General features: G+C 72.8%; 21 protein-coding genes. 13 read left to right on the forward strand and 8 right to left on the reverse strand.

All coding sequences use genetic code 11. The features are described 5' to 3' along the window. Positions 1 to 58 precede the first annotated feature (58 nt). Positions 59 to 2,785 (forward strand): SpoIIE family protein phosphatase, encoded by a 2,727-nt coding sequence (locus ACFW47_RS21235; protein ID WP_386306651.1) that lies wholly within the window; start codon positions 59 to 61, stop codon positions 2,783 to 2,785. A gap of 72 nt (positions 2,786 to 2,857) precedes the next feature. Beyond that, complete coding sequence (locus ACFW47_RS21240) at positions 2,858 to 5,263, forward strand: SpoIIE family protein phosphatase (RefSeq protein WP_386306653.1); 2,406 nt, start codon at positions 2,858 to 2,860, stop codon at positions 5,261 to 5,263. Positions 5,264 to 5,281: 18 nt separating this feature from the next. Here ACFW47_RS21240 and ACFW47_RS21245 read toward each other — a convergent pair whose 3' ends face one another. Next, positions 5,282 to 5,860 carry a dihydrofolate reductase family protein gene (locus ACFW47_RS21245; RefSeq protein WP_386306655.1) on the reverse strand — a complete coding sequence of 193 codons (579 nt, stop codon included), beginning with the start codon at positions 5,858 to 5,860 and terminating at the stop codon, positions 5,282 to 5,284. A 206-nt stretch (positions 5,861 to 6,066) separates the two neighbouring features. On the opposite strand from ACFW47_RS21245, the gene ACFW47_RS21250 reads away from it, so the two are divergent. Continuing rightward, on the forward strand, positions 6,067 to 7,248 hold the full coding sequence (locus ACFW47_RS21250; RefSeq protein WP_386306657.1) for a serine hydrolase domain-containing protein: 1,182 nt from the start codon (positions 6,067 to 6,069) through the stop codon (positions 7,246 to 7,248). A gap of 33 nt (positions 7,249 to 7,281) precedes the next feature. On the opposite strand, the gene ACFW47_RS21255 is transcribed toward ACFW47_RS21250, so the two are convergent. Further along, positions 7,282 to 8,079 (reverse strand): VOC family protein, encoded by a 798-nt coding sequence (locus ACFW47_RS21255; protein WP_386283307.1) that lies wholly within the window; start codon positions 8,077 to 8,079, stop codon positions 7,282 to 7,284. Between the two features lie 178 nt (positions 8,080 to 8,257). Here ACFW47_RS21255 and ACFW47_RS21260 point away from each other — a divergent pair, with 178 nt between their 5' ends. Further along, positions 8,258 to 9,763, forward strand: a complete 1,506-nt coding sequence (locus ACFW47_RS21260) for a peptide MFS transporter (protein ID WP_386283310.1) — start codon at positions 8,258 to 8,260, stop codon at positions 9,761 to 9,763. A 55-nt stretch (positions 9,764 to 9,818) separates the two neighbouring features. Next, on the forward strand, positions 9,819 to 11,825 hold the full coding sequence (locus ACFW47_RS21265) for a CocE/NonD family hydrolase (RefSeq protein ID WP_386306659.1): 2,007 nt from the start codon (positions 9,819 to 9,821) through the stop codon (positions 11,823 to 11,825). Positions 11,826 to 11,853: 28 nt separating this feature from the next. Here ACFW47_RS21265 and ACFW47_RS21270 read toward each other — a convergent pair whose 3' ends face one another. Beyond that, on the reverse strand, positions 11,854 to 12,402 hold the full coding sequence (locus ACFW47_RS21270; protein ID WP_386306661.1) for a pyridoxamine 5'-phosphate oxidase family protein: 549 nt from the start codon (positions 12,400 to 12,402) through the stop codon (positions 11,854 to 11,856). A gap of 134 nt (positions 12,403 to 12,536) precedes the next feature. On the opposite strand from ACFW47_RS21270, the gene ACFW47_RS21275 reads away from it, so the two are divergent. Continuing rightward, positions 12,537 to 13,238: a 2-phosphosulfolactate phosphatase gene (locus ACFW47_RS21275; protein WP_386306663.1), complete on the forward strand. Its 702-nt coding sequence runs from the start codon at positions 12,537 to 12,539 to the stop codon at positions 13,236 to 13,238. Here ACFW47_RS21275 and ACFW47_RS21280 read toward each other — a convergent pair. Next, positions 13,216 to 14,094: an NmrA family NAD(P)-binding protein gene (locus tag ACFW47_RS21280; RefSeq protein WP_386306665.1), complete on the reverse strand. Its 879-nt coding sequence runs from the start codon at positions 14,092 to 14,094 to the stop codon at positions 13,216 to 13,218. The genes ACFW47_RS21275 and ACFW47_RS21280 overlap by 23 nt on opposite strands. Then, the gene (locus ACFW47_RS21285) at positions 14,091 to 14,513 is read right to left on the reverse strand and encodes a nuclear transport factor 2 family protein (RefSeq protein WP_386306667.1); all 423 of its coding nucleotides are present in this window, start codon (positions 14,511 to 14,513) and stop codon (positions 14,091 to 14,093) included. Before ACFW47_RS21285 ends, ACFW47_RS21280 begins: the two co-directional genes overlap by 4 nt. A gap of 92 nt (positions 14,514 to 14,605) precedes the next feature. Here ACFW47_RS21285 and ACFW47_RS21290 point away from each other — a divergent pair, with 92 nt between their 5' ends. Beyond that, on the forward strand, positions 14,606 to 15,202 hold the full coding sequence (locus tag ACFW47_RS21290) for a TetR/AcrR family transcriptional regulator (RefSeq protein WP_386283325.1): 597 nt from the start codon (positions 14,606 to 14,608) through the stop codon (positions 15,200 to 15,202). Here ACFW47_RS21290 and ACFW47_RS21295 read toward each other — a convergent pair. Next, positions 15,180 to 16,325 (reverse strand): RNA polymerase sigma factor, encoded by a 1,146-nt coding sequence (locus ACFW47_RS21295; RefSeq protein WP_386283695.1) that lies wholly within the window; start codon positions 16,323 to 16,325, stop codon positions 15,180 to 15,182. The two genes, ACFW47_RS21290 and ACFW47_RS21295, sit on opposite strands and share 23 nt — an antisense overlap. A gap of 8 nt (positions 16,326 to 16,333) precedes the next feature. Then, positions 16,334 to 16,741 (reverse strand): YciI family protein, encoded by a 408-nt coding sequence (locus ACFW47_RS21300; protein WP_386283697.1) that lies wholly within the window; start codon positions 16,739 to 16,741, stop codon positions 16,334 to 16,336. Positions 16,742 to 16,891: 150 nt separating this feature from the next. Between ACFW47_RS21300 and ACFW47_RS21305 the strand changes: the two genes are divergently transcribed. Next, on the forward strand, positions 16,892 to 17,794 hold the full coding sequence (locus ACFW47_RS21305; protein WP_386283327.1) for an aminoglycoside phosphotransferase family protein: 903 nt from the start codon (positions 16,892 to 16,894) through the stop codon (positions 17,792 to 17,794). A gap of 39 nt (positions 17,795 to 17,833) precedes the next feature. Here the strand turns inward: ACFW47_RS21305 and ACFW47_RS21310 are convergent, their stop codons facing one another. Beyond that, positions 17,834 to 18,235 carry a RidA family protein gene (locus ACFW47_RS21310; protein ID WP_386306668.1) on the reverse strand — a complete coding sequence of 134 codons (402 nt, stop codon included), beginning with the start codon at positions 18,233 to 18,235 and terminating at the stop codon, positions 17,834 to 17,836. A 99-nt stretch (positions 18,236 to 18,334) separates the two neighbouring features. On the opposite strand from ACFW47_RS21310, the gene ACFW47_RS21315 reads away from it, so the two are divergent. The 5 genes from ACFW47_RS21315 to ACFW47_RS21335 all read left to right on the forward strand — a co-directional run bounded on the left by ACFW47_RS21315 (position 18,335) and on the right by ACFW47_RS21335 (position 23,859). After that, positions 18,335 to 18,718, forward strand: a complete 384-nt coding sequence (locus tag ACFW47_RS21315; protein ID WP_386283329.1) for a winged helix-turn-helix transcriptional regulator — start codon at positions 18,335 to 18,337, stop codon at positions 18,716 to 18,718. A gap of 229 nt (positions 18,719 to 18,947) precedes the next feature. Continuing rightward, positions 18,948 to 19,184: a hypothetical protein gene (locus ACFW47_RS21320; RefSeq protein ID WP_386283332.1), complete on the forward strand. Its 237-nt coding sequence runs from the start codon at positions 18,948 to 18,950 to the stop codon at positions 19,182 to 19,184. 290 nt (positions 19,185 to 19,474) lie between these two features. After that, the gene (locus ACFW47_RS21325; RefSeq protein WP_386306670.1) at positions 19,475 to 20,173 is read left to right on the forward strand and encodes a YceI family protein; all 699 of its coding nucleotides are present in this window, start codon (positions 19,475 to 19,477) and stop codon (positions 20,171 to 20,173) included. Positions 20,174 to 20,196: 23 nt separating this feature from the next. Next, a complete protein-coding gene (locus tag ACFW47_RS21330) occupies positions 20,197 to 22,293 on the forward strand; it encodes a DUF4139 domain-containing protein (RefSeq protein WP_386306671.1) in 2,097 nt (698 codons plus the stop codon). A gap of 6 nt (positions 22,294 to 22,299) precedes the next feature. Continuing rightward, on the forward strand, positions 22,300 to 23,859 hold the full coding sequence (locus tag ACFW47_RS21335) for a mucoidy inhibitor MuiA family protein (protein WP_386283339.1): 1,560 nt from the start codon (positions 22,300 to 22,302) through the stop codon (positions 23,857 to 23,859). The last annotated feature ends 20 nt before the right edge of the window (positions 23,860 to 23,879 follow it).

Consider the following 23,879-nt stretch of genomic DNA (forward strand, 5'->3'; position numbering starts at 1 on the left):
CCGTTGGCTCTGCTCCGCGCCTGCCAGCCATTCTGCTGGAAAGTGCTAGAAATGGGGTATGCAGGGGCGTTCCGCTCGAAGGAACCGCGCAGACAGGCTCTCGGCCGACCTGTCCGGTGAGGAGAAGAGCCCGGGCCGGTGGTGGAGAGTGCGTGGGCGCAGTGTCGCCGGGCAGGTGCTCTTCCTGCAGGTCGTCGTCGCGGTGTTCCTCATCGTGGGGGCCGTCGCGGGGCTCACCCTCCAGGCGCGCAACGACGCCGAACAGGACGCGCAGGCGAGGTCACGCGCTGTAGCGGAGACTCTCGCGCACTCACCGGGCCTCACCGCGGCGCTGGAGTCCGACGATCCCACGGCCGGGTTGCAGCCGTACGTGGCCGCGGCCCACGGAGGCACGGGGGTCGATTTCATCGTCGTCATGGCGCCGGACGGCACACGTCTGGCGGACACCGACCCGGGGCTGATCGGCGAGCGGGCGGACGGCGTCGAGCGAGCGGCCAGGGGGGAGCCGTTCACCGAGATCTACGAAGGTGATCCGTCGGACGCGGCGCGCGCCGTCGTGCCGGTCACCGGTGCTGACGGATCGGTCATGGGACTGATCGCGGCAGGGGTGACCCTCGAGACGGTCGGGCAGTCCCTGCGGAGCCAGATCCCGGTGATCCTCGCCTCGGCGGGTGTCGCGCTGCTCCTCGCCGTCGGCAGTGCCGCCCTGGTCAGCCGACGGCTGCGGCGTCAGACGCGGGGCATCGGGCCGAGCGAGATGACCCGGATGTACGAACACCACGACGCGGTGCTGCACGCCGTGCGCGAGGGAGTGCTCATCACCGGCGACGACGGCCGGCTGGTCCTGGCCAACGACGAGGCACGACGGCTGCTGGACCTGCCGGAGGACTCCGACGGGCGGCACATCACGGAACTGGGCCTGGACCCCAACACGGTCGAACTGCTCTGCTCGGACCGTCCCGTGACGGACCAGGTGCACCTGGCCGGAGACCGTCTGGTGTCCGTCAACACCAGGCACACCGCCCCGTACGGCGGGCCTTCCGGGAACGTGACGACGCTGCGGGACACCACGGAGCTGCGCGCCCTGGCCGGCACGGCGGAGACGGCCCGTGAGCGGCTGAACATCCTCCATGAGGCGGGGGTGCGCGTCGGCACCACCCTGAACGTGGTCCGGACGGCAGAAGAGCTGGCGGACGTGGCCGTGCCGCGGTTCGCCGACTTCGTCACCGTGGACCTGCTGGGCGCCGTGACGCGCGGCGAGGAGCCGTCCGGCAGCCCTGGCCAGATGCGGCGCGCGGTCCTGCGCGGTGTCCGGGCAGACCATCCGTTCCGGCCCGTCGGCAGCGTTGTCCCGTTCGACGTCACGGACACGTCGGCGGCCGCGGCGCCGACCGGTGGTCACGCGGTGCTGGAGACCGATCCGGCGGGCGTCCGCGCGTACGGCATCCGCTCGCTGGTCACGGTGCCGTTGCAGGCCCGCGGCATCCCTCTGGGCCTGGCCCGTTTCTGGCGCACCGAGAACTCGGAGCCCTTCGGTCAGGAGGACCTGACGTTCGCCGAGGAGTTGACCGCCCGTGCCGCGGTCGCCATCGACAACGCCCGCCGCTTCACCCGCGAGCACACCATGGCGGAGACCCTCCAGCGCAGCCTCCTGCCGCACGCCCTGCCCCACCAGAGCGCCCTCGACGTCGCCTACCGCTACCTGCCCGCCCAGGCACGGGTCGGCGGCGACTGGTTCGACGTGATCCCCCTTCCGGGTGCCCGGGTGGCGCTCGTGGTCGGTGACGTCGTCGGGCACGGACTGCACGCGGCGGCGACCATGGGCCGACTGCGCACCGCCGTGCAGAACTTCTCGACGCTCGACCTCCCCCCGGACGAACTCCTGACCCACCTCGACGAATTGGTCAGCCGTCTCGACCAGGAGGACCCCGAGGGCCGAAGCGGGGAGGCGGTCACCGGCGCCACCTGCCTCTACGCGGTGCACGACCCGGTCTCCGGCCTGTGCAGCATCTCCCGGGCAGGGCACCTCGCCCCCATGCTGGTCCACCCCGACGGCACCGTGGAGACCCCCGACGTGCCGCTCGCCCCGCCCCTGGGACTGGGCGGCCTCCCCTTCGAGTCCGCCGAACTGCGGTTGCCCGAGGGCAGCACCCTCGTCCTCTACACCGACGGTCTGGTCGAGCGGCGCGACCGCGACATCGACACGGGGCTGGGGATACTGCGCGGCACGCTCGCGGGCGCGCAGCAGCGCACTCCGGAGCAGATCTGCGAGGCGGTGCTCGACGGCCTGCTGCCCGAGCACCGCCGCGACGACGTCGCACTGCTCGTCGCCCGCACCAGGCTCCTGGACCCCTCGCACGTCGCCGACTGGGACGTCCCCCGCGACCCGGCCGCCGTCGGCACGGTCCGCAACGCGTGCAGCCGTCAACTGGCCGTCTGGGGACTGGAGGACCTCGCGTTCACCACGGAACTCGTGCTCAGCGAACTGCTCACGAACGCGATCCGGCACGGTTCCGAACCGATCCACGTGCGGTTGCTCCACGAGCGTGCGCTGATCTGCGAGGTGTCCGACGGCAGCAGCACCTCCCCCCACCTGCGCCGGGCGGCCACGACCGACGAGGGCGGACGCGGACTGTTCCTCGTGGCGCAGCTCGCCCAGCGCTGGGGTACGCGCTACACCGCGACCGGCAAGGTCGTGTGGACGGAGCAGTCGCTGACGGACGCGCCCTCGGCCGAGGGGGCGCTTCCCGATCTCGCCGCGTTCCCGGACCTCGACGAACTGTGACCGCGGGGCTGCGGTTGTGCCCGCTCGGGGGACGGCGGATTCTGTAGGGGAGGAACGGGGCTGGTACCGGCTATGGCTGTATGGAACGCGGACGAGAACGCTGACCTCCGGGGTCCTCTCGACGTCTCCAGGGCAGCCACGATGGTCATCGACGCCCAGGACACGGTCGTCGGGTGGAGCCCGGCGGCGGAGCGGCTGCTCGGCTACCGGCCGGAGGAGGTCGTCGGCCGTCCCCTGTCCACCTTCCTGTCTCCCGGCCCGAGCGCCTCCGTCGCCCCGCTCTCCCACCGGCTCCGGGGGAACGAGACGCGCACCGCCCGGCGACGGGACGGGCTCGAACTGGTCCTCGCCACCGCGATTTCTCCCCTGTCCGGCTCCGGCACGGCGGAGCGCGTTCTCATCGCCACCGAACTGAAGGACTTCCGGCTGTGGGACTTCCGGCTGGCCCTGTTCGACGGACTGGCCACCCAGTCACCCGTCGGCCTGGCCGTCTACGACACCGATCTGCGTCTGATCTGGTGCAACACGGCGTACGAGCGGGAGATCGGACGTCCGTTCGCCGAGTTCCGGGGGCGCCGGGCCGACGAGCTGTACGCCGGTGGAAGATTCGTGACCAAGGGGCATCCGCCCACACTGGAAGCGGTCATGCGCCGGGTACTCGACACCGGGGAGCCCTTCCTCGACCTGCACTTCCGGGGCCGGCCGCCCAGCGATCCGGAGGCGGACCACCTCTGGTCCTGCGCCTACTACCGGCTCCAGGACGCCGACGGCCACGTCTTCGGGGTCTGCGAGGACGCGTTCGACATCTCCGACCGCCACCGGGCGCAGCAGCGGCTCGCCCTGCTCGTCGAGGCGGGCCGCGGCATCGGCACCGCCCTCGACGTGATGGTCACCGCCCGCAAGGTCACCGAGGTGGCGGTGCCGGATTTCGCGTCGACGGTCACGGTCGACCTGGCGAGCGAGGTGCTGGAGGGCGAGGTCCCAGCCGCCGGCGGCGGCACGCGGGCGCCCCTGGTCCGGGCCGCCCGCTGCTCGGCCGGGAACGACGGCACCGCAGGGCCGGGCGGGCCCTCCTGCCCTTCGCCCCCCGTCTCGGAGCGCTCACCCGTGGAGTACCCGTCCGGTTCGCCGCAGGACCGTTGCCTCTCCTCCGGTGGGCTCGTGCTCGACGACACGACTCTCGTCGTGCCGCTCCGGGCGGGCGACGGCATGCTGGGGCTGGTCACCTTCGTCCGCGGCGCCGAGGCGGCCGTCTTCGACGGCGGCGAGGTGGCGCTGGCCGACGAGCTGGTCGCCCGCACGGCCGTCTCCATCGACAACGCCCGGCGATTCACCCGTGAGCGCACCGCCGCACTGACCCTGCAGCGCCAGTTGCTGCCCCAGAAACTGCCCGAGGGGTCGGCGGGCGACCTGGCCTACCGGTACCTGCCCACGGACGACGTGACCGGCGTCGGCGGTGACTGGTTCGACGTCATCCCGCTGTCCGGGGCCCGGGTCGGACTCGTGGTCGGAGACGTGGTCGGCCACGGGTTGCAGGCGGCCGCCACCATGGGGCGGCTGCGTACGACCGTCCACGCGTTCGCCCAGATGGACATGGACCCGGTGGAGCTGCTGTCGCGGCTCGACGACCTGGTGGCCCAGTCGGCGGAGGAACAATGGGGTGAGATGGGCATGCCGGACGGCACCCACGCCGATGTGACCACCGGGGCGACCTGTCTCTACGCGGTCTACGACCCGGTCTCGCGGCGCTGTGTCATGGCCAGGGCCGGGCATCTGCCGCCGGCGGTGGTCGCCCCCGACGGCCGGGTGACCTTCCCGGACCTGCCGGCCGGTCCGCCCCTGGGCCTCGGTGGCCTGCCGTTCGAGTCCATGGAGGTCGAACTGCCGGTGGGCAGTCTGCTGGCCCTCTTCACGGACGGTCTGGTCGAGGCCCGCGACCGCGACATCGATCACGGACTAGCCGTCCTGGGGCGGGTACTGAGCGACCCGTGCGCCTCCCTGGACGAGCTGTGCGACCGGGTGGTGGCGGAACTCCTGCCGAGCGGGTCGACGGCCGACGACACCGCGCTGCTGCTCGTCCGCACCCGCGAACTCGACACCACGCAGGTGGCCGAATGGGAGCTCCCCGCCGATCCGGTCACCGCCGGCCGGTTCAGGGACCTGACCACGCGGCAACTGCACCGGTGGGGCCTGGAGGAACTGTCCTTCACGACCGAGCTGGTCGTCAGCGAGCTGGTGACCAACGCCGTCAGGTACGCCGAAGGACCGGTCCAGGTACGCCTCATCCGTGACCGCACCCTGTGGTGCGAGGTCGCCGACACCGGCCACACGTCACCGCACCTGCGGCACAGCGGCGAGGACGACGAGGGCGGGCGAGGGCTGTTCATCGTCGCGCAACTCGTCCAGCGCTGGGGCACACGCTACTCCGGCTCCGGCAAGACCATCTGGACCGAACAGGCCCTGCCCGAACCGGGCTGACGGGCCGCCTCGCGTGGGCTAGTCACCGGTGCCGGGGGGACCGTCGAGCACCGTGGGGGCGTACTCCAGCAGCTGGAGCCGGCCGTCGAACGTGCGGTGCCCGACCAGGTCCAGGGCGACGTCCGGATACTCGTCGAAGATGCGGTCCCTCCCGCTGGCGCCGGTGATGACCGGGAAGACGACCACCCGGAACCGGTCCACCACACCGGCCCGCAGCAGCGACCGGCACAGGCTGACGCTGCCGAGGGTGCGCAGGGGCCGGGAGCCGCGCCGCTTGAGGTCCCGCACCGTTTCGGCGGCGTCCCCGCGCACCAGTTCCGTGTTGGCCCAGGCCGGAGGGGACTCCAGGGTCGAGGAGAACACCAGCTTCGGCGTCGCCGTGAGCTTCACGAACACGGGGTTGTCGGCCATCTCGGCGGCGAAGCCGGACATCAGCCGGTACGTCGTCGCACCCATCAGCGTGGTGCGGTCGCCCGCGGAGTCCTCGTCGAGCCAGGCGAGGTACTCGGGCACGTCCATGCCCCACAGGCCCGGCCAGCCGTCCGCGGCCCCGTAGCCGTCGAGCGAGATGATGAAGTCCACCATGAGGTCCGGCATCGGCCCTGTCCTTCCCGCGGTACGTGCGCGTACCGGTTATGACCGACGCGGAGCCGGAAAGTCATCGTTGTGCCGGGACGGTCGCGACACGGAGGTGTGAACACCCTCGAAACGCCTGAGCGGGACCACGGCACCCCGCAGACTGGGCCGGAACCGGAGCCGCGCGATCATCGGCTCCCCGCACGGCTCACGAAACGAGGACTGACGTGCCGTCATCACCGCCTCGCCGCCTGACCGCGGTTGCCGCCCTGATCGCCGCCCTCGCCGGCGGGGTGGCCTCCTCCCCCGTGGCGTACGGCGCCCCCGCCTCTCCCGCCGCGGCGCGGGCCGCCGCCCCGTCCCCCGACATGGCGGGTGTGGCCGCTGCTCTGGACGCCGCCGTGGCCGAGGGAGCGCCGGGCGCGATGGCCAGGTTCACCGGCCCGGAGGGGGTCCGGGCCCGGACTGCCGGGGTCCGCGACCGCGCCTCGGGCGCGCCCATGGACGTCCGGGCGCGTTTCCGCGTCGGCAGTGTCAGCAAGACCTTCACCGCCGTCGTGGTGCTGCAGCTCGTCGACGAGGGCAGGCTGGCGCTCGACGCCGCGGTCAGCCACTACCTGCCCGGACTCCTGCCCGACGACCGGATCACGGTGCGACACCTGCTGACCCACCGCAGCGGACTGGCGGACTACACGGACCGGATGTTCCACGAGACCGTGCCCGGCTTCGAGGCCGTCCGCAACCGGGTGTTCAGCCAGCGGGAACTCGTGGACCTCTCCCTGGCTGAGCCGCGTACCACCGAGCCCGGTGCGGCGTACGAGTACTCCAACACCAACTTCGTGCTGGCCGGGATGCTCGTCGAGAAGGTCACCGGCCGGCCGGTGGCGCGCGCGTACGAGCAGCGGATCATCGGACCCCTCCGGCTGCGCGACACCTCGTACGTGCATCCCGACACCCGGATCGCGGGGCCGCGCGTGCGCGGGTACCTGCACCCCGACGAGGCCGGCGCCCCGCTGGTGGACTCCACGGAGCAGACGGTGTCCTGGGCCCAGTCGGCCGGCGCGGTCATCTCCGCCCCCGCCGACCTCAACACCTTCATGACCGCGCTGATGCGCGGCAGGCTGCTGTCGCCCCGCATGCTCGACGCCATGACCAGCGTCACCCCGACGGACACCACGAACTCCCGGTTCTACGGGCTCGGCCTGCGCCGCTACGACCTCAGCTGTGGCACGCGGGTGTACGGGCACACCGGCACCGTCCAGGGTTACTACACCTACGCGTTCGCCACCCGGGACGGCAGGCGCGGCCTCTCCGCGATGGCGAACACCTCGAACCGGGGCGAGGCGAACACGGCGCTCGGCGGCTCGCTGGAGGCGGCGTTCTGCGGTAAGAGGCCGTCCGCTTCCTGAGAGGTGGCCGAAGGTGGTCCGAAATGGTCCGTGTCAGCCTTCGCTCGGCTGGAGCACCACGAAGTCCGCGTTGGCCGGATCGAGGCAGACGGCCAGCCGGCCGACGCCTTCCGCGTCCTCCGGGCCCATCTGTACGCTGCCGCCGTTCCCGGTGACCGCGGCGACGGCGGCGTCGCAGTCGGTGACGGCGAAGACCGGGTGCCAGTACGGCCGGCCACCCGCGAGGGCGAGGTCCTGCTCCCTCAGCTGCATGAGCCCGCCGTGCATCCGCTCCTCGGGCTGCCCGGCGGGGGTGATGAGCGTGTAGGTGCCCCCGCCGCCCGGCATCTCCATGTCGCCGAACTGCCAGCCGAAGACCCCGCCGTAGAACTCCTTGGCCGCCGCGGCGTCGCTCGTGTACAGCTCCGTCCAGCACAGCGATCCCGGCTGGTCCACCAGCTCGACGCCCCTGGTCTTCCCCGGCTGCCAGACGGCGAACTGGCCGCCCAGCGGATCGCTGTACTGTGCCATCCGGCCCCAGTCCTCGAGGTCCATCGGCGCCACCCGCACGGTGCCGCCCGCGCCCTCCACCGCCCGGGTCGTGGCGTCGGCGTCGGCCACCGAGTAGTAGATCATCCAGGCCGGGCGGGCCCCCTCCTCCGTGAGGGTGCCGAGGCCGGCGACGATCTTGCCGTCCTTGCGGAACATCCCGCCTTCCGGGCCGTCTCCCCCGGCCATGGGCTCGTACTCCCAGCCCAGGACCGCGCGGTAGAACGCCGCGGAGGCCGGAACGTCCGGGACACCGAGGTCGAGCCAACAGGGCGAGCCGGAGGCGAAATCAGTGGTGATCACGGCGATTCCCTTTCGCAGTTCCTGTGTCTTCTCAGCGTGACACCCACCACTGACAATCGCCCCTCGGCCAGCGTGAAGGGGCGCCGGCCCGGAGGGTGCGCGAACGTACGCGGTTGCGAAGCGAGCATGATCCCTGATCTCCTGACCGGCGAACCTCCCCCGACCGGCGACAGGAACCATGACAGACAGTGCCCGCCCCGTGACAACCGACGACGAGCAGCCGCCGTCCGAGGACGACCGTGCCTTCTTCGGCCAGCCCAAGGGACTGCTGACGCTGTCCGCCCTGGAGGTCTGGGAGCGGTTCTCGTTCCTGGGCATGCAGGCGATCCTGGTCCTGTACTTCGCCGACTCGGTGGCGAACGAGGGCCTCGGCATGGACGCGGGCACCGCCGCGTCCGTGTCGGCGGCCTACGGCACCCTCGTCTACCTGGTCTCCGTCGGGGGCGGCTGGCTCGCCGACCGCATCCTCGGCTCCTACCGGGCGGTCCTGTGGGGCGGCGTCCTCATCGCGCTGGGCCACTACTCCATGGCCGTGCCGACCGCCACCATGACCTGGGTCGGCCTGGGCCTGATCAGCGCCGGCACCGGGCTGCTCAAGCCCAACGTGGCCGCCATGGTCGGCAAGCTGTACCGCACCGACGACGACCGCCGCGACGCGGGCTTCGCGCTGTACTACATGGGCATCAACATCGGCGCGTTCGCCGGCCCGCTGATCACCGGCTGGCTGGGCGAGCACCAGGGCTGGCACTGGGGCTTCTCGGCCGCCGCCTTCGGCATGACCCTCGGGCTGATCCAGTACATCGCCGGACGGCGGCACCTCGCCGGCCGCAAGCACGCCGCCGAGTTCGCGCTGGCCCCGGCGGCCATGCGGCGGGCCGTGTGGCTGATGGCCGCCGGGGCCGTGGCCTTCGCGGTGCTGTGCGGCGTCCTCGCGGGGGTCGGCTGGCTCACCATGGGGCGGTTCGTCGACGTACTCACGCTCGTCTCGGTCGTCGCGCCGGTCGTCTACTTCTGGGTCATGTTCACCAGTCCCAGGGTCACCGCGGAGGAGCGCGGGCGGCTGCGGCCCTACATCGTGCTCTTCCTGGCCTCGGTGGTGTTCAACTTCATCCTCTTCCAGGCGTACTCGACGATGATGCTGCTCGCCTCAACGAACGCGAACACCAGCATCCTCGGGTTCGACTTCCCCTCCAGCTGGTACGCCTCCGCGCTCGGCGCCTTCGAGGTGGCGCTGGCACCCGTGGTCGCCGCCGTCTGGGTGCGGATGGGCCGCCGGCAGCCGCACGCCTCGAACAAGATCGCGCTCGGTGTGATCCTCGGCGGCCTGTCGTTCCTGCTGATGGTGGTGCCGACCTCCGGGCACGAGGGCACCGACTACCGGATGGCCGCCTGGTGGATCGTCGGCTCCTACCTGCTGCTCGGCCTCGGCGACGTACTCCTGGAGACCTCGGGTCTGTCGGCCAGCAGCAAGCTGGCGCCGAAGGCCTTCTCCAGCCAGACCATGGCCCTGTGGTTCCTGTCGCTGGCCCTCGCCAACGGCATCCAGGCCCAGGTCGTGAAGATCTATGACGACGTGTCCCACCCCGCGTACTTCGGCGTCAACGGCGCGATCGCCGTCGTCCTCGGCCTGGTCGTCGTCGCGCTCGCACCGTGGCTGCGGCGCACGATGCACCCCGTCCACTGACCACCGGCCCCACCGACCACTGACTCACCCGGCCCGCCGGAAGGTGTACCTCCCCATGCGCATCCGCACCGACTTCCCCTACGAGACGACCCACGACGACGTCCGCATCCCCCTGCCGGACGGCACCCGCCTCTACGCACGCGTGTGGCGGCCGGTCACCGACGAGCCGGTCCCCGCCCTGCTGGAGTACCTGCCGTACCGGCTCAGCGACTGGACCGCGCCCCGGGACAGTCAGCGCCACCCCTGGTACGCGGGCCACGGCTACGCCTCAGTCCGCGTCGACGTGCGCGGGCACGGCAACAGCGAGGGCCTGCCCGGCGACGAGTACGACGCCACCGAGCTGGCCGACGGCGTCGCGGTCGTCGAGTGGCTGGCCGCGCAGCCCTGGTGCGACGGCAAGGTCGGCATGTTCGGCATCTCCTGGGGCGGCTTCAACTCGCTCCAGATCGCCGCGCTGGCACCCGAACCGCTCAAGGCCGTCGTCACCGTCTGCTCCGCGGACGACCGGTACGACAACGATGTGCACTACATGGGCGGCTCGGTGCTCGGCGTCGACATGCACGCCTGGGCCTCGACCATGCTCGCCTTCGTCTGCCGACCGCCGGACCCGGAGTACGCCGGGGAGGAGTGGCGGCGGATGTGGCTGCGGCGGCTGGAGGCGGTCGACCCGTTCATCCACACCTGGCTGTCCCACCAGCTCCGTGACGAGTACTGGAAGCACGGCAGCGTCTGCGAGGACTACTCCGCGATCGACGCCGCCGTCCTCGCGGTCGGCGGCTGGCACGACCCGTACCGCGACACCGTGCTCCGGCTCGTGGAGCACCTGCCCGGCGACCGGGTGCGCGGACTGATCGGCCCCTGGTCGCACCAGTACCCGGACCGCGGACTGCCGCCGGGCCCGGCGATCGGCTTCCTGCAGGAGACGCTGCGCTGGTGGGACCAGCACCTCAAGGGCCGGGACACCGGTGTGATGGAGGAGCCGCTGCTCCGTTCCTGGATCAGCGCGTCGCACCGCCCGGCCACCGTCTATCCCGAACTGCCGGGCCGCTGGGTCGGCGACCCCGCCTGGCCCTCCCCGTACACGACCCCCACGACCCACGCCCTCGGCGGTGACCCGGTCGTCGTGCGTTCGCCCCAGCACACCGGCATCGACGCGGGTCGCTTCTTCCCCTTCGGCAACGACGCCGACCTGCCGCCCGACCAGCGCGAGGAGGACGCCCGCTCGGCGTGCTTCGAGTTCCCCGTCACCGGCGGCCCGGTGGAGATCCTCGGCCGCCCCGAGGTGACCCTGCGGCTGCGGACGGACGTGCCGTACGGGCAGGCCGTCGCCCGGCTGTGCGACGTGGCGCCGGACGGCTCGTCGACCCTCGTGACCCGCGGCGCGCTCAACCTCGCCGCCCGCGAGGGCCGGGACCGCAACGTGCCCTGGCCGCCCGGAGCGACGGAGACGGTGACCTTCCAGCTCAACGGCATCGGCCACACCTTCCCCGCCGGGCACCGCATCCGCCTCGCCGTCTCCTCCGCCTACTGGCCGTGGATCTGGCCGCAGGCGGGCTCCGAGGACGGCTTCGTGCTCGAACCGGCCGGATCCGCACTCGTACTGCCCGTGCGGGACGGCGGAGCCCACCCGGAGGACGCCGGCATCCGTTTCGAGGCCCCCGAGCAGTCCGAGCCGCTGCGCGTCACCGTGCCGCCGGCCGAGCGGGAGGAACGCCCGGAGCGGCTGGTGGTGCGCGATGTGGCCAAGGGCGAATGGCGGCTGGAGGTCGATCCGCGTTACGGCGGCACCCGCGTGTACCCCGACGGCCTGGAGTTCACCGAGGACGCGCTGGAGACGTACACCATCCGGGAGGACGACCCGCTGTCGGCGCGGGCCGGGTCCGCGTGGACCGTGCGTCTGCGCCGTCCGGAGCGCGACTGGGACGTACGGGTCGAGACCAGGTCGGAGATCACCTGCGACGCCGAGGACTTCGTCACGTCGAACGAGGTGGTGTGCCGCGACGGCGAGGATGTCGTCTTCCGGCGCAGTTGGGAGAGGCGCGTCCCGCGGGTCGCCCGCTGACCTCTGTGAACCGGACACCCGTCGGCGGTCAGGTGAAGGTGTAGCGGGTGTGGCTGAACACCTGGCCGTCGTGCCCGAAGCCGTACGCCGTGCCGGGCGCCACCGCGAACAGCAGGTCGTTGCCTTCGCGGATGCTCTCGCCGAAGCCGTAGAAGGGGCCCTCCGGCGAGGCGACGCGGTCCCCGTACTGCTCCTCGAACGCGGCGATGACCTCGTCCTGCCGTGCCGGATCGGTCACCCGCTCCGCCGTGCCCTCGATCACGATGTCGAGACCTTCGGAGAACGTGTTGTTCCCGGTGGTGAGTACACAATGGGCGTTGCCCGCCAGGTTCTTGGCCTTCTGTTCCCCCGAGCCGGTGCTGAAGTGCAGCGCGCCGTCGTGCCAGGCGGCGATCAGCGGCGTGACGTGGAGGCGGCCGTCCGGCCGGACGGTGGTGATCCAGAAGATCTCGGCGGCGCGCAGTCGTCGCTCGGCCTCGGCCCATTCCGTGGCGGTGACGTCCTCCGCGCCCGGACGCGGGTTGAGCGCGGCGCTGTAACGGGCATCGAGCTCGGTCTTGGGATGCTTCGGTGTCATGCCGGAATCCTCTCCCCCTGGCCCCGGGGTGCGGGGCGAGGCTCGCCGGTGCGGCCGGTCTCGGGCGCCCAACGCCGGACCCCCGAAGGTGAATTCGCTGTCCGGGACCGCCGGCGTACGCGATCATGGCCGGCATGGACGCTCGTTTCGTCGGCACCGCCGACCTGGTCGAAGCCCCCACCGTGGCGGTCGTGGTCGACGTCATGCGCGCTTTCACCGTGGCCGCCTGGGCCTTTGCCCGGGGTGCGGAAGGGATCGTCCTCGCCGAGTCGCTGGACGAGGCATTGGCCCTGAAGGCTCGCCACCCGGACTGGGCGGCGGTCAAGGACGGTCCGCCCGAGTCCGGGTTCGACGCCGTCAACTCGCCGGGGCTGCTGCGGTCCGCCGACCTTGCCGGGCGGACCGTCGTGCAGAAGACCACGGCGGGGACGGTCGGCGCCCTCGCGGTCAAGGACGCGTCACTGGTGCTGTGCGCCGGCTTCGTGGTGGCGGAGGCGACGGCCCGGCTCCTGCGCACACGCGCGTGCGACCGCGTCACATTCGTGGTCACCGGCGAGGACGGGCACGCCGACGAAGACCTGGCGTGCGCCCAGTACATCGCGCGCCGGGCCGACGGGACTGCGACGGACGCCGCCGAGTTCCTGCGCCGGGCCGCCGCCTCCCGGGCCGCCGCGGAGCTGACGACGGGGGTGCGTCAGGGAACCCATCCCGATGACGTCGCGCTCTGCCTGGAGCTCGACCGCTTCCCCTTCGCCATGGTGGCGGCCCCGGAAGGCCCGCTCATGGTCCTGCGCCCGTGTGCGGACCCTCTCCTCACCGAGGTGACCGCCGGCTGATCGCGGCCCGGCTGCCCTGACGCAGCTCCTGCTCCACATGGGCGCGGAAGCCGCGCGGGGCCCGGCCGGTCACGCGCCGGACGGTGTCGGTGACGCGGTCCTCCGCCCCTTCGGCGATGGCCCGGTCCAGGCCGGCCAGCATGGCGGCGAACTCCGGCGGCACCACCGCGGTGAGGCGCTCGGTCATCTCCTCGTGGGTCAGCCGGTGGTGGACCACCGGGCGGCCCGTGACGTCGGTCATGATCGCGGCGATGTCGTCGTGGCTGAGCGCCTCCGGTCCGGTCAGGACGAGATCGGTGCAGGGTGCCCGCTCGTCGGTCAGGGCGTGGAAGGCGACGGCCGCGATGTCTTCGGCGTCCACGAAGCCGGTCCGGCCGGCTCCGGTCGCCGACCGGATGGCGCCGTCCTCACGGATGCTCCGGGCGTGCGCGTGCGTGCCGGTGAAGTTCTGCATGAACCACGACGGGCGCAACACCGCCCACTGGAGGAACAGTTCCCGCACCGCCCCGTAGACCTCCCCCACCGCGGGGCCGCCCTCGCCGATGGCCGAGGAGCCGAGGAGGACCGCACGGCGGACCCCTTCCGTCCCGGCCCGCCGGAGGAAGGGCAGCATGGTCGCCGCGGGGTCGGCGTCGCCGACGGGCGGCACGAGGTAGAGGCGGTCGACCGCGTCGAGGGCCGCGGGGTGGGTGGCGGAGTCGTACCAGTCGAAGGGGACCGGCTCGGCACCGGGGACCGGGGTGGCACGGCGGCTCGCCGCCTTGACGCGGTGTCCGGCGGCGGTCAGCCGCGCGACCGTGCGGCTGCCGGTGGTACCGGTGGCGCCGACGACCAAAGTGGTTCCGGTGGTGGTCATCGGCCGCTCCGGAAGTCCGCACCGGGTTCGAGGACGGCGAGAGGGTTCCAGTAGTCGCGGTACGAGGTGAAGCGCCCTCCCTCCACGGTCACGACGGCGATGTACGTCATGTCGAAGGGCGCGTCGGTCCGTACGAGGCGGCCGACGCCGCGCATCTCGACGACGAGGGTCTTCGGCTCGACGGTCCGGTGGATGCGCAGCTCCGGGAAGTCGCGCAGATCGATGTGGTCGGGATAGCCGCGCATGTAGGCGCCGATGGCCTCCTTCCCCTCCAGTCGCCCCGGCCATCCCTCGGGGGCGAACGGGAACTCCATGACTCCGTCGTCGGCCCACAGGCCGGTCCAGGCGGCGATGTCCTTGTCGAGCAGCAGGCGCAGGCTGCGGCGGTAGAGATCCGCCGGGGAAGTCGGTGCGGACATGGGTGTCCTCCTTCTCGTAGAATCCGGACCCGGAGTCCGTTTCATCGACGATACGGACCCCTGGTCCGCTTTGCAAACGAAGGAGCAGCACCATGGCCGAGCGCAGGCCCCGCAAGGACGCCGCCCGCAACCGGGAGGCCGTCCTCGCGGCGGCCGACGCCCTGTTCGCCGGACGCGACAGCCCGGAGGACGTCACCATGGCCGATGTCGCGGCCGCCGCCGGCGTCGGCAAGGGCACGCTCTTCAGGGCGTTCGGCGACCGGCTGGGGCTGCTCCGCGCCCTGTACGAGAGGCGGCTCGAACCGGTCAGGGAGGCCGTCGAATCCGGCCCGCCGCCACTGGGGCCCGCCACTGAGCCGGGGCAGCGGGTGGCCGCCCTGCTCGACGCCGTCCTGTGCTTCAAGTACGACAACCGTCGCCTGGCGCTGGCACTGGAGGACGGCGGGGCGGGCAGCCCGTACCGGGCGGAGCACTACGCGCGCTGGCACCTCCTGCTCCGGACGGTTCTGGAGCAGATCCCCGGCCTGCCCGACCGCGACTTCACCGCTCACGCCCTGCTCGCCGCGGTCCGGGCCGACCTCGTCGAGCAGCTCGCGGGTCAGGAGGGTGTACCGCGGGAGGTGCTGCGGAGGCAACTGGCGGAGTTCACCGGCAGGGTTCTGGCCGTCAGCGACGCCGACGGGCGTTGAGCCGGGCCGCCCGGCGCGTCAGGTGGTCGCGCTCGGCGAGGCTGGGCGCCTTGCGGGCCGCCTCGGCGTACAGCCGTGCCGCCGTCGCCGGGTCGCCGTCGCGTTCGTGGAGGTACGCCGCCACCGCGGCGTGGCGGGGCAGTGTGTCGTCCAGCTCCGCGAGCGCGGCCAGGCCGGCGCGCGGCCCGTCCGCCTCGCCGACGGCCACCGCGCGGTTGAGCCGGACGACCGGGCTGTCGGTGAGCCGCACGAGTTCGTCGTACCACTCGACGATCTGCACCCAGTCGGTCTCGCCGGCGGTGGGCGCGTCGGCGTGGAGTGCCGCGATCGCCGCCTGGGCCTGGAACTCGCCCAGCCGGTCGCGGGCGAGCGCCGCCTGGAGGATCTCGACGCCCTCGGCGATCGACGCCGTGTCCCACCGGCCGCGGTCCTGTTCGGCGAGCGGTACCAGGCTGCCGTCGGACGCGGTCCGGGTGGCGCGCCGGGCGTGATGGAGGAGCATGAGGGCGAGCAGCCCGGCGACCTCGGGGTGGTCGATCGCGGCCGCGAGCTGCCGGGTGAGCCGGATGGCCTCGGCGGCGAGGTCGACGTCGCCGGAGTAGCCCTCGTTGAAGACCAGGTAGAGGACCCGCAACACGGTGGCGACGTCACCGGGCCGGTCGAACCGGACGCCGGAGACGGTGCGCTTGGCCCGGCTGATGCGCTGAGCCATGGTCGCCTCGGGCACCAGGTAGGCCTGGGCGATCTGGCGGGTGGTCAGGCCGCCGACGGCGCGCAGGGTGAGCGCGACCGCGGACGACGGCGTCAGCGACGGGTGTGCGCACAGGAAGTAGAGCTGGAGCGTGTCGTCCGCCGAGGACGCGGGTCCCGCGGCCGGCTCCTGGTCGGCCAGGTCCTCCCGCCGGCGGCGGGCGGTGTCCGCCCTCGTCGCGTCGAGGAACTTGCGCCAGGCCGCGGTGATCAGCCAGCCCTTGGGATCGCGCGGCGGGTCGGCCGGCCACACCCGGACCGCCTCGACCAGCGCGTCCTGGACGGCGTCCTCGGCCGCCGCGAAGTCGGCTCCGCGGCGGACGAGGACGGTGAGGACGCTCGGCGTGAGGCTCCTGAGCAGGGCCTCGTCGATGGTCGGTGTCATTCGGTGACGGTGGGCGAGACGCCGTAGAACGGGCGCAGCTCAAGCCACTCGTGGATCGGCTTCCCGCCCGCCCCCGGGGCTGCCGACAGTTCACCGGCCAGCTCGACGGCTCGCTCGTAGCTGTCGACGTCGATCACCATCCAGCCGGCGATGAGGTCCTTGGTCTCGGCGAACGGCCCGTCCGTTACCGGCGGGCGCCCCTCACCGTCGTACCGCACCCACGTCCCCTCGGGGGCGAGCGCCTGACCGTCGACGAACTCGCCGGTCTTCTCGAGCCGGTCCGCGAAGTCCTGCATGTACCGCATGTGGGCCGAGATCTCCTCCGGCGTCCACTGGTCCATGGGCACGTCGTTGACCGCCGCCGGTGCGCCCCGGTAGTGCTTGAGCAACAGGTACTTGGCCATCGTGGTCTCCTCGGTGCGGGTGCGACCCATTGTGGTCGCGTTCACAGCGGGGACGGAGCCGGTGACGGATTCTCGACATCACCGCCGAGTTTTTTTCCGCGAGGCTCTCGGGAGGGGACGGTCCCCGCCTGCCCAGTACTGTGCCGTCTCATGACCGACTCCGCATTCGAGATCACCGCGGACCTGGTCCGCGATCTGCTGCACGAGCAGCACCCCGACCTCGCGAACCTGGCCATCCGTGAGGTGACGGGCGGATGGGACAACCAGCAGTGGCGCCTCGGGAGCGAACTGGCCGTACGCGTGCCCCGTACGGAGCGTGCCCCGGATCTCCAGCGCAAGGAGCGCCGGTGGCTGCCCGTCCTGGCCCCGCGCCTGCCGCTCCCCGTGCCGGAACCGGTGCGGACCGGTGAACCGTCCGCGCGCTTTCCCAAGCCGTGGACGGTCATGACGTGGGTCCCCGGCGAGCCGCTCGACCACACTCCGATCAGCCGGGGCGACGACTCGGCCGACAGGCTGGCTCGGTTCCTCGGGGCGCTCCACGTTCCGGCTCCCGCCGAGGCGCCGGCCGGTTCGGACCGCGGCGCTCACCCCGGAGACTGCGCGGACGGCTTCGACCACTTCTTCGAGGCCGTCGCCCCCTGCGACATCGCCGAGGACCTCCGGGCCGTATGGGACGACGCCGTCGCGGCACCCGAGTGGGAGGGCCCGCCGGTATGGGTGCACGGTGATCTCCATCCCGCGAACGTCGTCGTCTCGGACGGAACCCTCTCGGGCGTGATCGACTTCGGTGACCTGTTCGCCGGTGATCCGGCGTGGGACCTCGCGGCCGCGTGGGTGGTCCTTCCCGAGGGCGCCGCCGCACGCTTCTTCGACGTGTACGCGCACGCGGACGAGGGGACCGTCCGGCGCGCCCGCGGGCTGGCCGCCCTGAAGGGCCTCGTCCTCATGCTGATCGGCCGGAACGGGGACCGAGGGCTGCCCGGCGGCAAACCGACCTGGGGCCCCGCGGGCCGGGCGGCGCTCGACCGTGTTCTTCGGGGCGCCCCGGTGTAGACGCGCCCCCTGCGGCGGCGCGTCCTCGCCGGGCCCCGGTCAGGCCGGCAGCTTCTCGTCGACGACGAACGCGATCTCGACGACCTGGCCGGGGAAGGTCAGTTCGGTGACGCCGACGACCGTGCTGACCGGGCGGTGCTCACCGAAGTACGTCAGATTGCCCGCCGCCGCAGCCGCGGCGTGCTGCCGCAGGTTCACCACGTACAGGGTCTGCGAGACGATCTGGTTCCGGGTGACGCGGAAGTGGTCCAGAATCTTGTCGGCATTGGCGTACGTCTGCTCGAGCTGGGCGGTGAAGTCGTCCGCGTGGACGAACTCGCCCGCCCGGTCGAGCGACAGCTGCCCGGAGACGTGGATCAGATCGCGGGACTTGATCGCCTGCGCGTAGCCGAACTCGCTCTCGGCCGGCACCCGGTGGTTGAAGACATCCATGGCAGTCAACGTGCGCACCCTTCGTTCACTCTCTTGTGGTTACTGAAGAACTGTAGGAGAGTCAGCGCGGACCTGGAAGAACGCACTTTTCGGTAACTGAGGAACCAGATGGTGACCACACAGCTGCTCAAGGGCTTGCCCGAGGACGCGGACCTGCGGCGCGCGGACTCCCTGGCACGGGAGATCTTCTCGGACGTCGCCAACAAGTGGGCGCTCCTGATCATCGAGGCGCTCGGCGAGCGCACCCTGCGCTTCAGCGAGTTGCGCGACGAGGTGGAGGGCGTCAGCCACAAGATGCTCACGCAGAACCTGCGCATGCTGGAGCGCAACGGCCTGCTGGAGCGGAAGGTGTACCCCACGGTGCCGCCACGGGTCGAGTACACGCTCACCGAGCCGGGCCGGGCCCTGCGCACCACGGTCGACGCCATGTGCGGCTGGACCCACCAGTACCTCGGCCACATCGAGGACGCGCGCCGCACGTTCGGCGAGTGACGGGGCGGCGCCGACGGCGCGGCACTGCGTCACGGCTCGGCGCTCGGCGCCGTGAGCGCCGCAGCCGGGGTTGCTCGCTCACGGGGCCTCCGCGTTCCTCTTCACATGGCCGGTCACCGTTGTCCTGCCCGTTCGCCGCCCCGAGGGCGTCCCCGGCGGACTGACGCCCCTCGCGACGCCCGCGGGTCGGGGCCGGGGCCCGGCCGCGTCCGAGCCTAGGATCGGCGGCGTGGACATTCCCCAGGACCTGATCAGCCTTGAGCGGGCGGCGGAAGAACAGCGCGCGCGGCTCGCCGGACTCGACGGCGAGGAGTTCGAAGCGCAGCAACGGGCCTGGCAGGAGGCCGCCCAGGCGGCACGGGCGGCGATCGCCGATCACGCCGCGGCCGACGGCCGGTCGGTGGAGGCGGTCGAGAAGGCGGTCCATCGCGCCGTACGGCAGGCGGAGGAGGATCCGGCCGGATAGTCCGCGCCCCGCCGGACGCGCGGACAGCGTGTTCGCGCTCCGTCCGGGTCTCGTACCGGAGGTCCGCCCGCGGCGGAGGCGGGGCGCGCGAACGACGGGCTGTCGCGGGCGCCGCGGGACGGGCGGAGCGGGTCGCCGACGGGCGTGCGGGTACGCGTACTCGATCCGGCGATCCTGTGCAGTTTTCCGGTCGGCGTCATGGAACCCGGACGAGGCCGCACATCTTGCCCGGTCCGGCCCGCCCACGGCGTGGTAACACCGAGTGATCCGACTCGAAAGGGCCACGTCACATGGGTATCTTCAGCCGTCGCCAGACCGACGTCGCCGAGCCGCCGCCGGCCGCGGGCTCCGGTGGGCCCGGTGCGCGGGCCACGGCGGCCGGCGCCGCACTCGACCCGGCGCTTCGCGCACTGACCGGACACTGGACCATCGACCGCCCGCACAGCCGGATCGGCTTCTCCGTGCGGCACGCCATGGTCACGACCGTCCGCGGGTCCTTCCCCGACTACGACAGCGCGCTCTACTTCGACGGAGCCCGTCCCGCCGAGTCCCGGGCGGAACTCGTCATCCGGGTCGGGAGCGTCGACACCGGCGTGGAGCAGCGGGACGGGCACCTGGTCGGCAAGGACTTCTTCGACGTGCGCCGGTACCCGGAGATGACCTTCCGCAGCACCTCGACCGTCCACGACGGCGGGGAGAGCTTCCGTATGACGGGCGACCTCACGATTCGCGGCACGACCAGGTCCGTCGAGATCCAACTGGACTACCTCGGCTCGGTCATGGATCCGTTCGGCTACGAGCGCGCGGGCTTCGACGGCACCACCACCATCGACCGCCGCGACTGGGGGCTCGTCTACAACCAGCGGCTGGAGGCCGGCGGCAGCATGGTCAGCGAGAAGGTCCGGCTCCAGTTCGACATCTCCGCGATCCGCTCCACCGCACCGGAGCCCTCACGGCCGGCATCCGGCATAGAGTTCCCTCGGCACTGACACGGCGTGTGGGGGGGGAGCACATGATGGCTGAGGCGGCCCCGAGGTGGGCGTCGACGCTCGACTCGGTGGTGGTGTACGCGCAGGGCGCCCTCTGCCGCCGGCTCGCCCGCGGCGGCATGCCCCGGGGCGGACGGGTGCGGGTGACCGGTCTCCCCCGTTCGATGGACCCGGGTTCCCTGCGGGTGCGGGTCGTCGGCGCCACCGGGGTACGGGTCACCGAGGCGAGAGTGACCGTCGAGGCCGAACCGCTCGACAGCCGCCCGGTCGGCGAGCTCCGGCGTGAGGTGGAACGGCTCTCCGATGCCCGGGAAGCCGCCCAGGCCCGCCACAACCGGCAGCAGGAGCTGATCGACGAGGTGGCGGCCCTGCGCCCGGTGCCGCCACCCCGCGGGGACGAGGCTTCCCACCGTCGCACCCCCGTCGACGCCTGGCTCGGCCTCGCCGCGTTCGTGGACGACCGGCTTGCCGTGCTGCACGCCCGGCTGCGCGAGACGGAGATGGAACTGGAGCACGCCGAGCACGCGTGGAAGGTCGCCGCCGACAGGCTCGCCCGGGCCTCCACCGACACCCCCGCATCGCGCTCCGGGACCACCGCGTGCGCGGACGTGACCCTCACGGGCGGCGCGGACACGGACGTCGAGGTCGAGGTGGAGTACGGGGTGCCCGGCGCCGTCTGGGTCCCGGCCTACCGCCTCACCCACCGTCAGGGCGGGAGCGACGGACGGCTGCTGCTGCGGGCGTCGATCGCCCAGCGCACCGGCGAGGACTGGACCGGTGTCCGGGTCTCGCTGGCCACGGCCGATCTGCGACGGCGCGCCGATGTGCCCCGGCTGCGATCGATCCGCATCGGACGCGAGCAGCCCGCTCCCGCGTCGTCGGGATGGCGTGAGCCCCCGCGCGGGCTGCTCGGCCTCTTCAGCGGCTACGACGCGGCAGGACCGCCTCCGGGCGCCGGCGACTCCGCCGTGACCGTCAGCGACGCGGTGGCGGTGGCGGCCGCACCCGCGCCCGGTCCGGTTCCGCCCCCCGCCCCGCCGAGGGCGGGTCACGGCTACGGTGCGCCTCCCGGCGCCCTTCCGCCACCGCCCGGCGGCGTGCCGGCGAGCGCCGGGGGCGCGATGCCGGGCGGCTCGGCGCCCGGCGCACCCCAGCCGCACGCCCGCCGCAGGAGCGGCGCGCCCCGTTCCGTGGCTCCCGCGGCGCCCGGCCGGGCCGCGGCACCGTCCGCAGCCGTTCCCCAGGCGGCGCCCGCCGCCCCGTCACCGGCCCCGGAGACCGGGCCCCCGCGGCCGAGCGGTGCCGAACTCGACTACGCGGCACTGGTGCTCACCGGCCCCGACGGCCGACCGGAGCGGCGCGGACGGCTGTTCCCCGACTCCGCCCCCGACCCGGTGGCGGCCGAACACCGGCGGCGCGCCGAGGCGGTCACCGCGCTGCCCCTGCCGGGGAACGCCGTGCGCCCCCGCGAGTCGGCCGGTTCCTTCGACCACCGCTACGACGCCGCGGCGCGCGCGGACGTCCCCTCGGACGGTACGTGGCACACGATCACCGTCGGTGAGGTGGCGGTCGGTCTGCGGACCGAGTACCTGTGCGTCCCGTCGGTGGAACAGGCGGTCTACACGACCCTGGTGCTGTCCAACGCGACGGACCAGGCGCTGTTGGCCGGGCCGCTGGAGGTCTCGGCCGACGGAGACTTCCTGCTGACCACCGCACTGCCCACGCTCGCCCCCGGCGGCGTGCGCCGCGTGGGCCTGGGCGCCGACGAGGCCATCGGGGTCACGCGCCGCACGAGTCTGCTCGAATCGGCCTCCGGGCTGCGCAACAACGTGACCGTCCTCGACCACCGCGTGCACGTGGAACTGGCCAACCGCCTCCCGGTCCCCGTCACCGTCGAGGTGCGCGAGCGGGTGCCGGTCACCTCCGACGCGGACATCAGGATCGAGGAGAAGGCCGACTGGAAGGCGCCCCCGGCCGGCACCGACGCCGAGCGGCACGCCCCCGGCACCCGCCTTTGGCGGGTCGAGGTCCCGGCCCACTCCACCTCCGCCCTCGACGGCGGCTACGTCATCCGCATCCCGGCCGGCAAGGCCCTGACCGGCGGCAATCGCAGGAGCTGACCCCGCATGGACACGAGCCCCGCTCCGATCGCCCTTCCCGTCACCGCCGTCACCTGTCTGGAGGACCGGGCGTACGTCGAGCGGACCGCCGTGGTCGGCCTCGCGGCCGGCACCCAGGTGCTGCGTCTCGGACCGGTCAGCGCCCTGACCGTCGACCACAGCCTGCACGCCGAACTGTCCGCCGACGGCCCGGCGGCCGTGCTCGACGCCCGGGTCGTACGCGAGTGGACACCGAGAGCGCCGGGCCCCGCCGACGACGACTCCGCCCTGCGGCACCGTGTGAGAGACCTCGAGGAGGAGCAGCGGGCGCTGGGCCGGCAGCGCGAGCGCCTGCACGCCCGCGTCGACCTCCTCGGCCGTCTCGCCACGGATCTGCTGCGGGAGATCAGCGAGGGAGCGGGGCTCGGTGAGTCCGACACGGCCCGGTGGACCCGCGAACTCGACCGGGTCGACGCGGAGCGCGACACCTGCGGGGAGCGGCTGCGCGCGGTCGGCTCCCGGCTGACGGCGCTCAGCACCGAACTCTGCGACGCCCGGCACGCCTTGGCGAACACGGAGTCGGAACCCCCCGAACTGGCCGGCCACATCGAACTGACCGTACGGGCGAGCGACGCCGGTCCGGCCGCGCTGCGCGTGGCCCACCTCGTCCCATGCGCCCTGTGGCGGCCCGCCTACCGCGCCGTGCTCGACGGTGACTCCCTCGCCCTGGACACGGAGGCGATGGTCTGGCAGCGCACCGGCGAGGACTGGTCGGACGTACGGCTGACCCTGTCCACGGCCCGCAGTACGCTCGCCACCGAGCCGCCGCGTCTCACGGAGGACCGGCTGACCCTCCGGGACCGATCGGCGGCGGAACGCCGCACGGTCCGAGTCGAATGGCGCGAGGAGGAGATCGCAGACCCGGGTCCGGCGCCCGTGCAAGGCCTGCCGGGGGTCGACGACGGCGGCGAGGTCCGGGTCCTGCGCTGTGACGCCTCGGTCTCGGTACCGTCCGACGGCCGGGCCCACCGGGTGCCGCTGTCCTCCTTCGAGACGCCCGCGACCACGGAGTACGCCTGCTCGCCCGAGCTGTCCCCGCTGGTTGGGCGACTGGTCCGGTTCGACAACCGCTCGGGGCACGCGCTGCTCGCCGGGCCCGTGGACCTCGTCAGCGGCGGCGGCTTCCTCGGTCGCGGCACGCTGGACTTCACCGCTCCCGGTGCCCCGGCCGCCCTCGCCTTCGGCAGTCTCGACGACCACCGGGTCGTGAGGCAGACCGAGGAGAGCCGTGACACCGCCGGTCTCACCCAGCGGACCGTGCTCACCCGGACCGTCCGCCTGCACCTGTCACGGTTCTCGGGGCCCGGCGAGCGCCATCAGCACATGGTCGTCGTCCGGGAACGCGTCCCGGTCTCCGAGACGTCGGCGGTGGAGGTGAGCCTGCGCCGGGGTGCCTGCGCTCCCCCGCCCGACGACGTCGACGCGGACGGCGTCGTCCGCTGGGACGTCCTCCTGCCTCCCGGGGGCCGGCGCACTCTCGAACTGGTCTACGAGATCTCGACGAACGCCAAGGTGCAGGGGCTCTAGGGGATTCCGGCTCTCAGCGG

The organism is Streptomyces sp. NPDC058796 (assembly GCF_042745235.1).
In the GTDB taxonomy this organism is placed as follows: domain Bacteria; phylum Actinomycetota; class Actinomycetes; order Streptomycetales; family Streptomycetaceae; genus Streptomyces.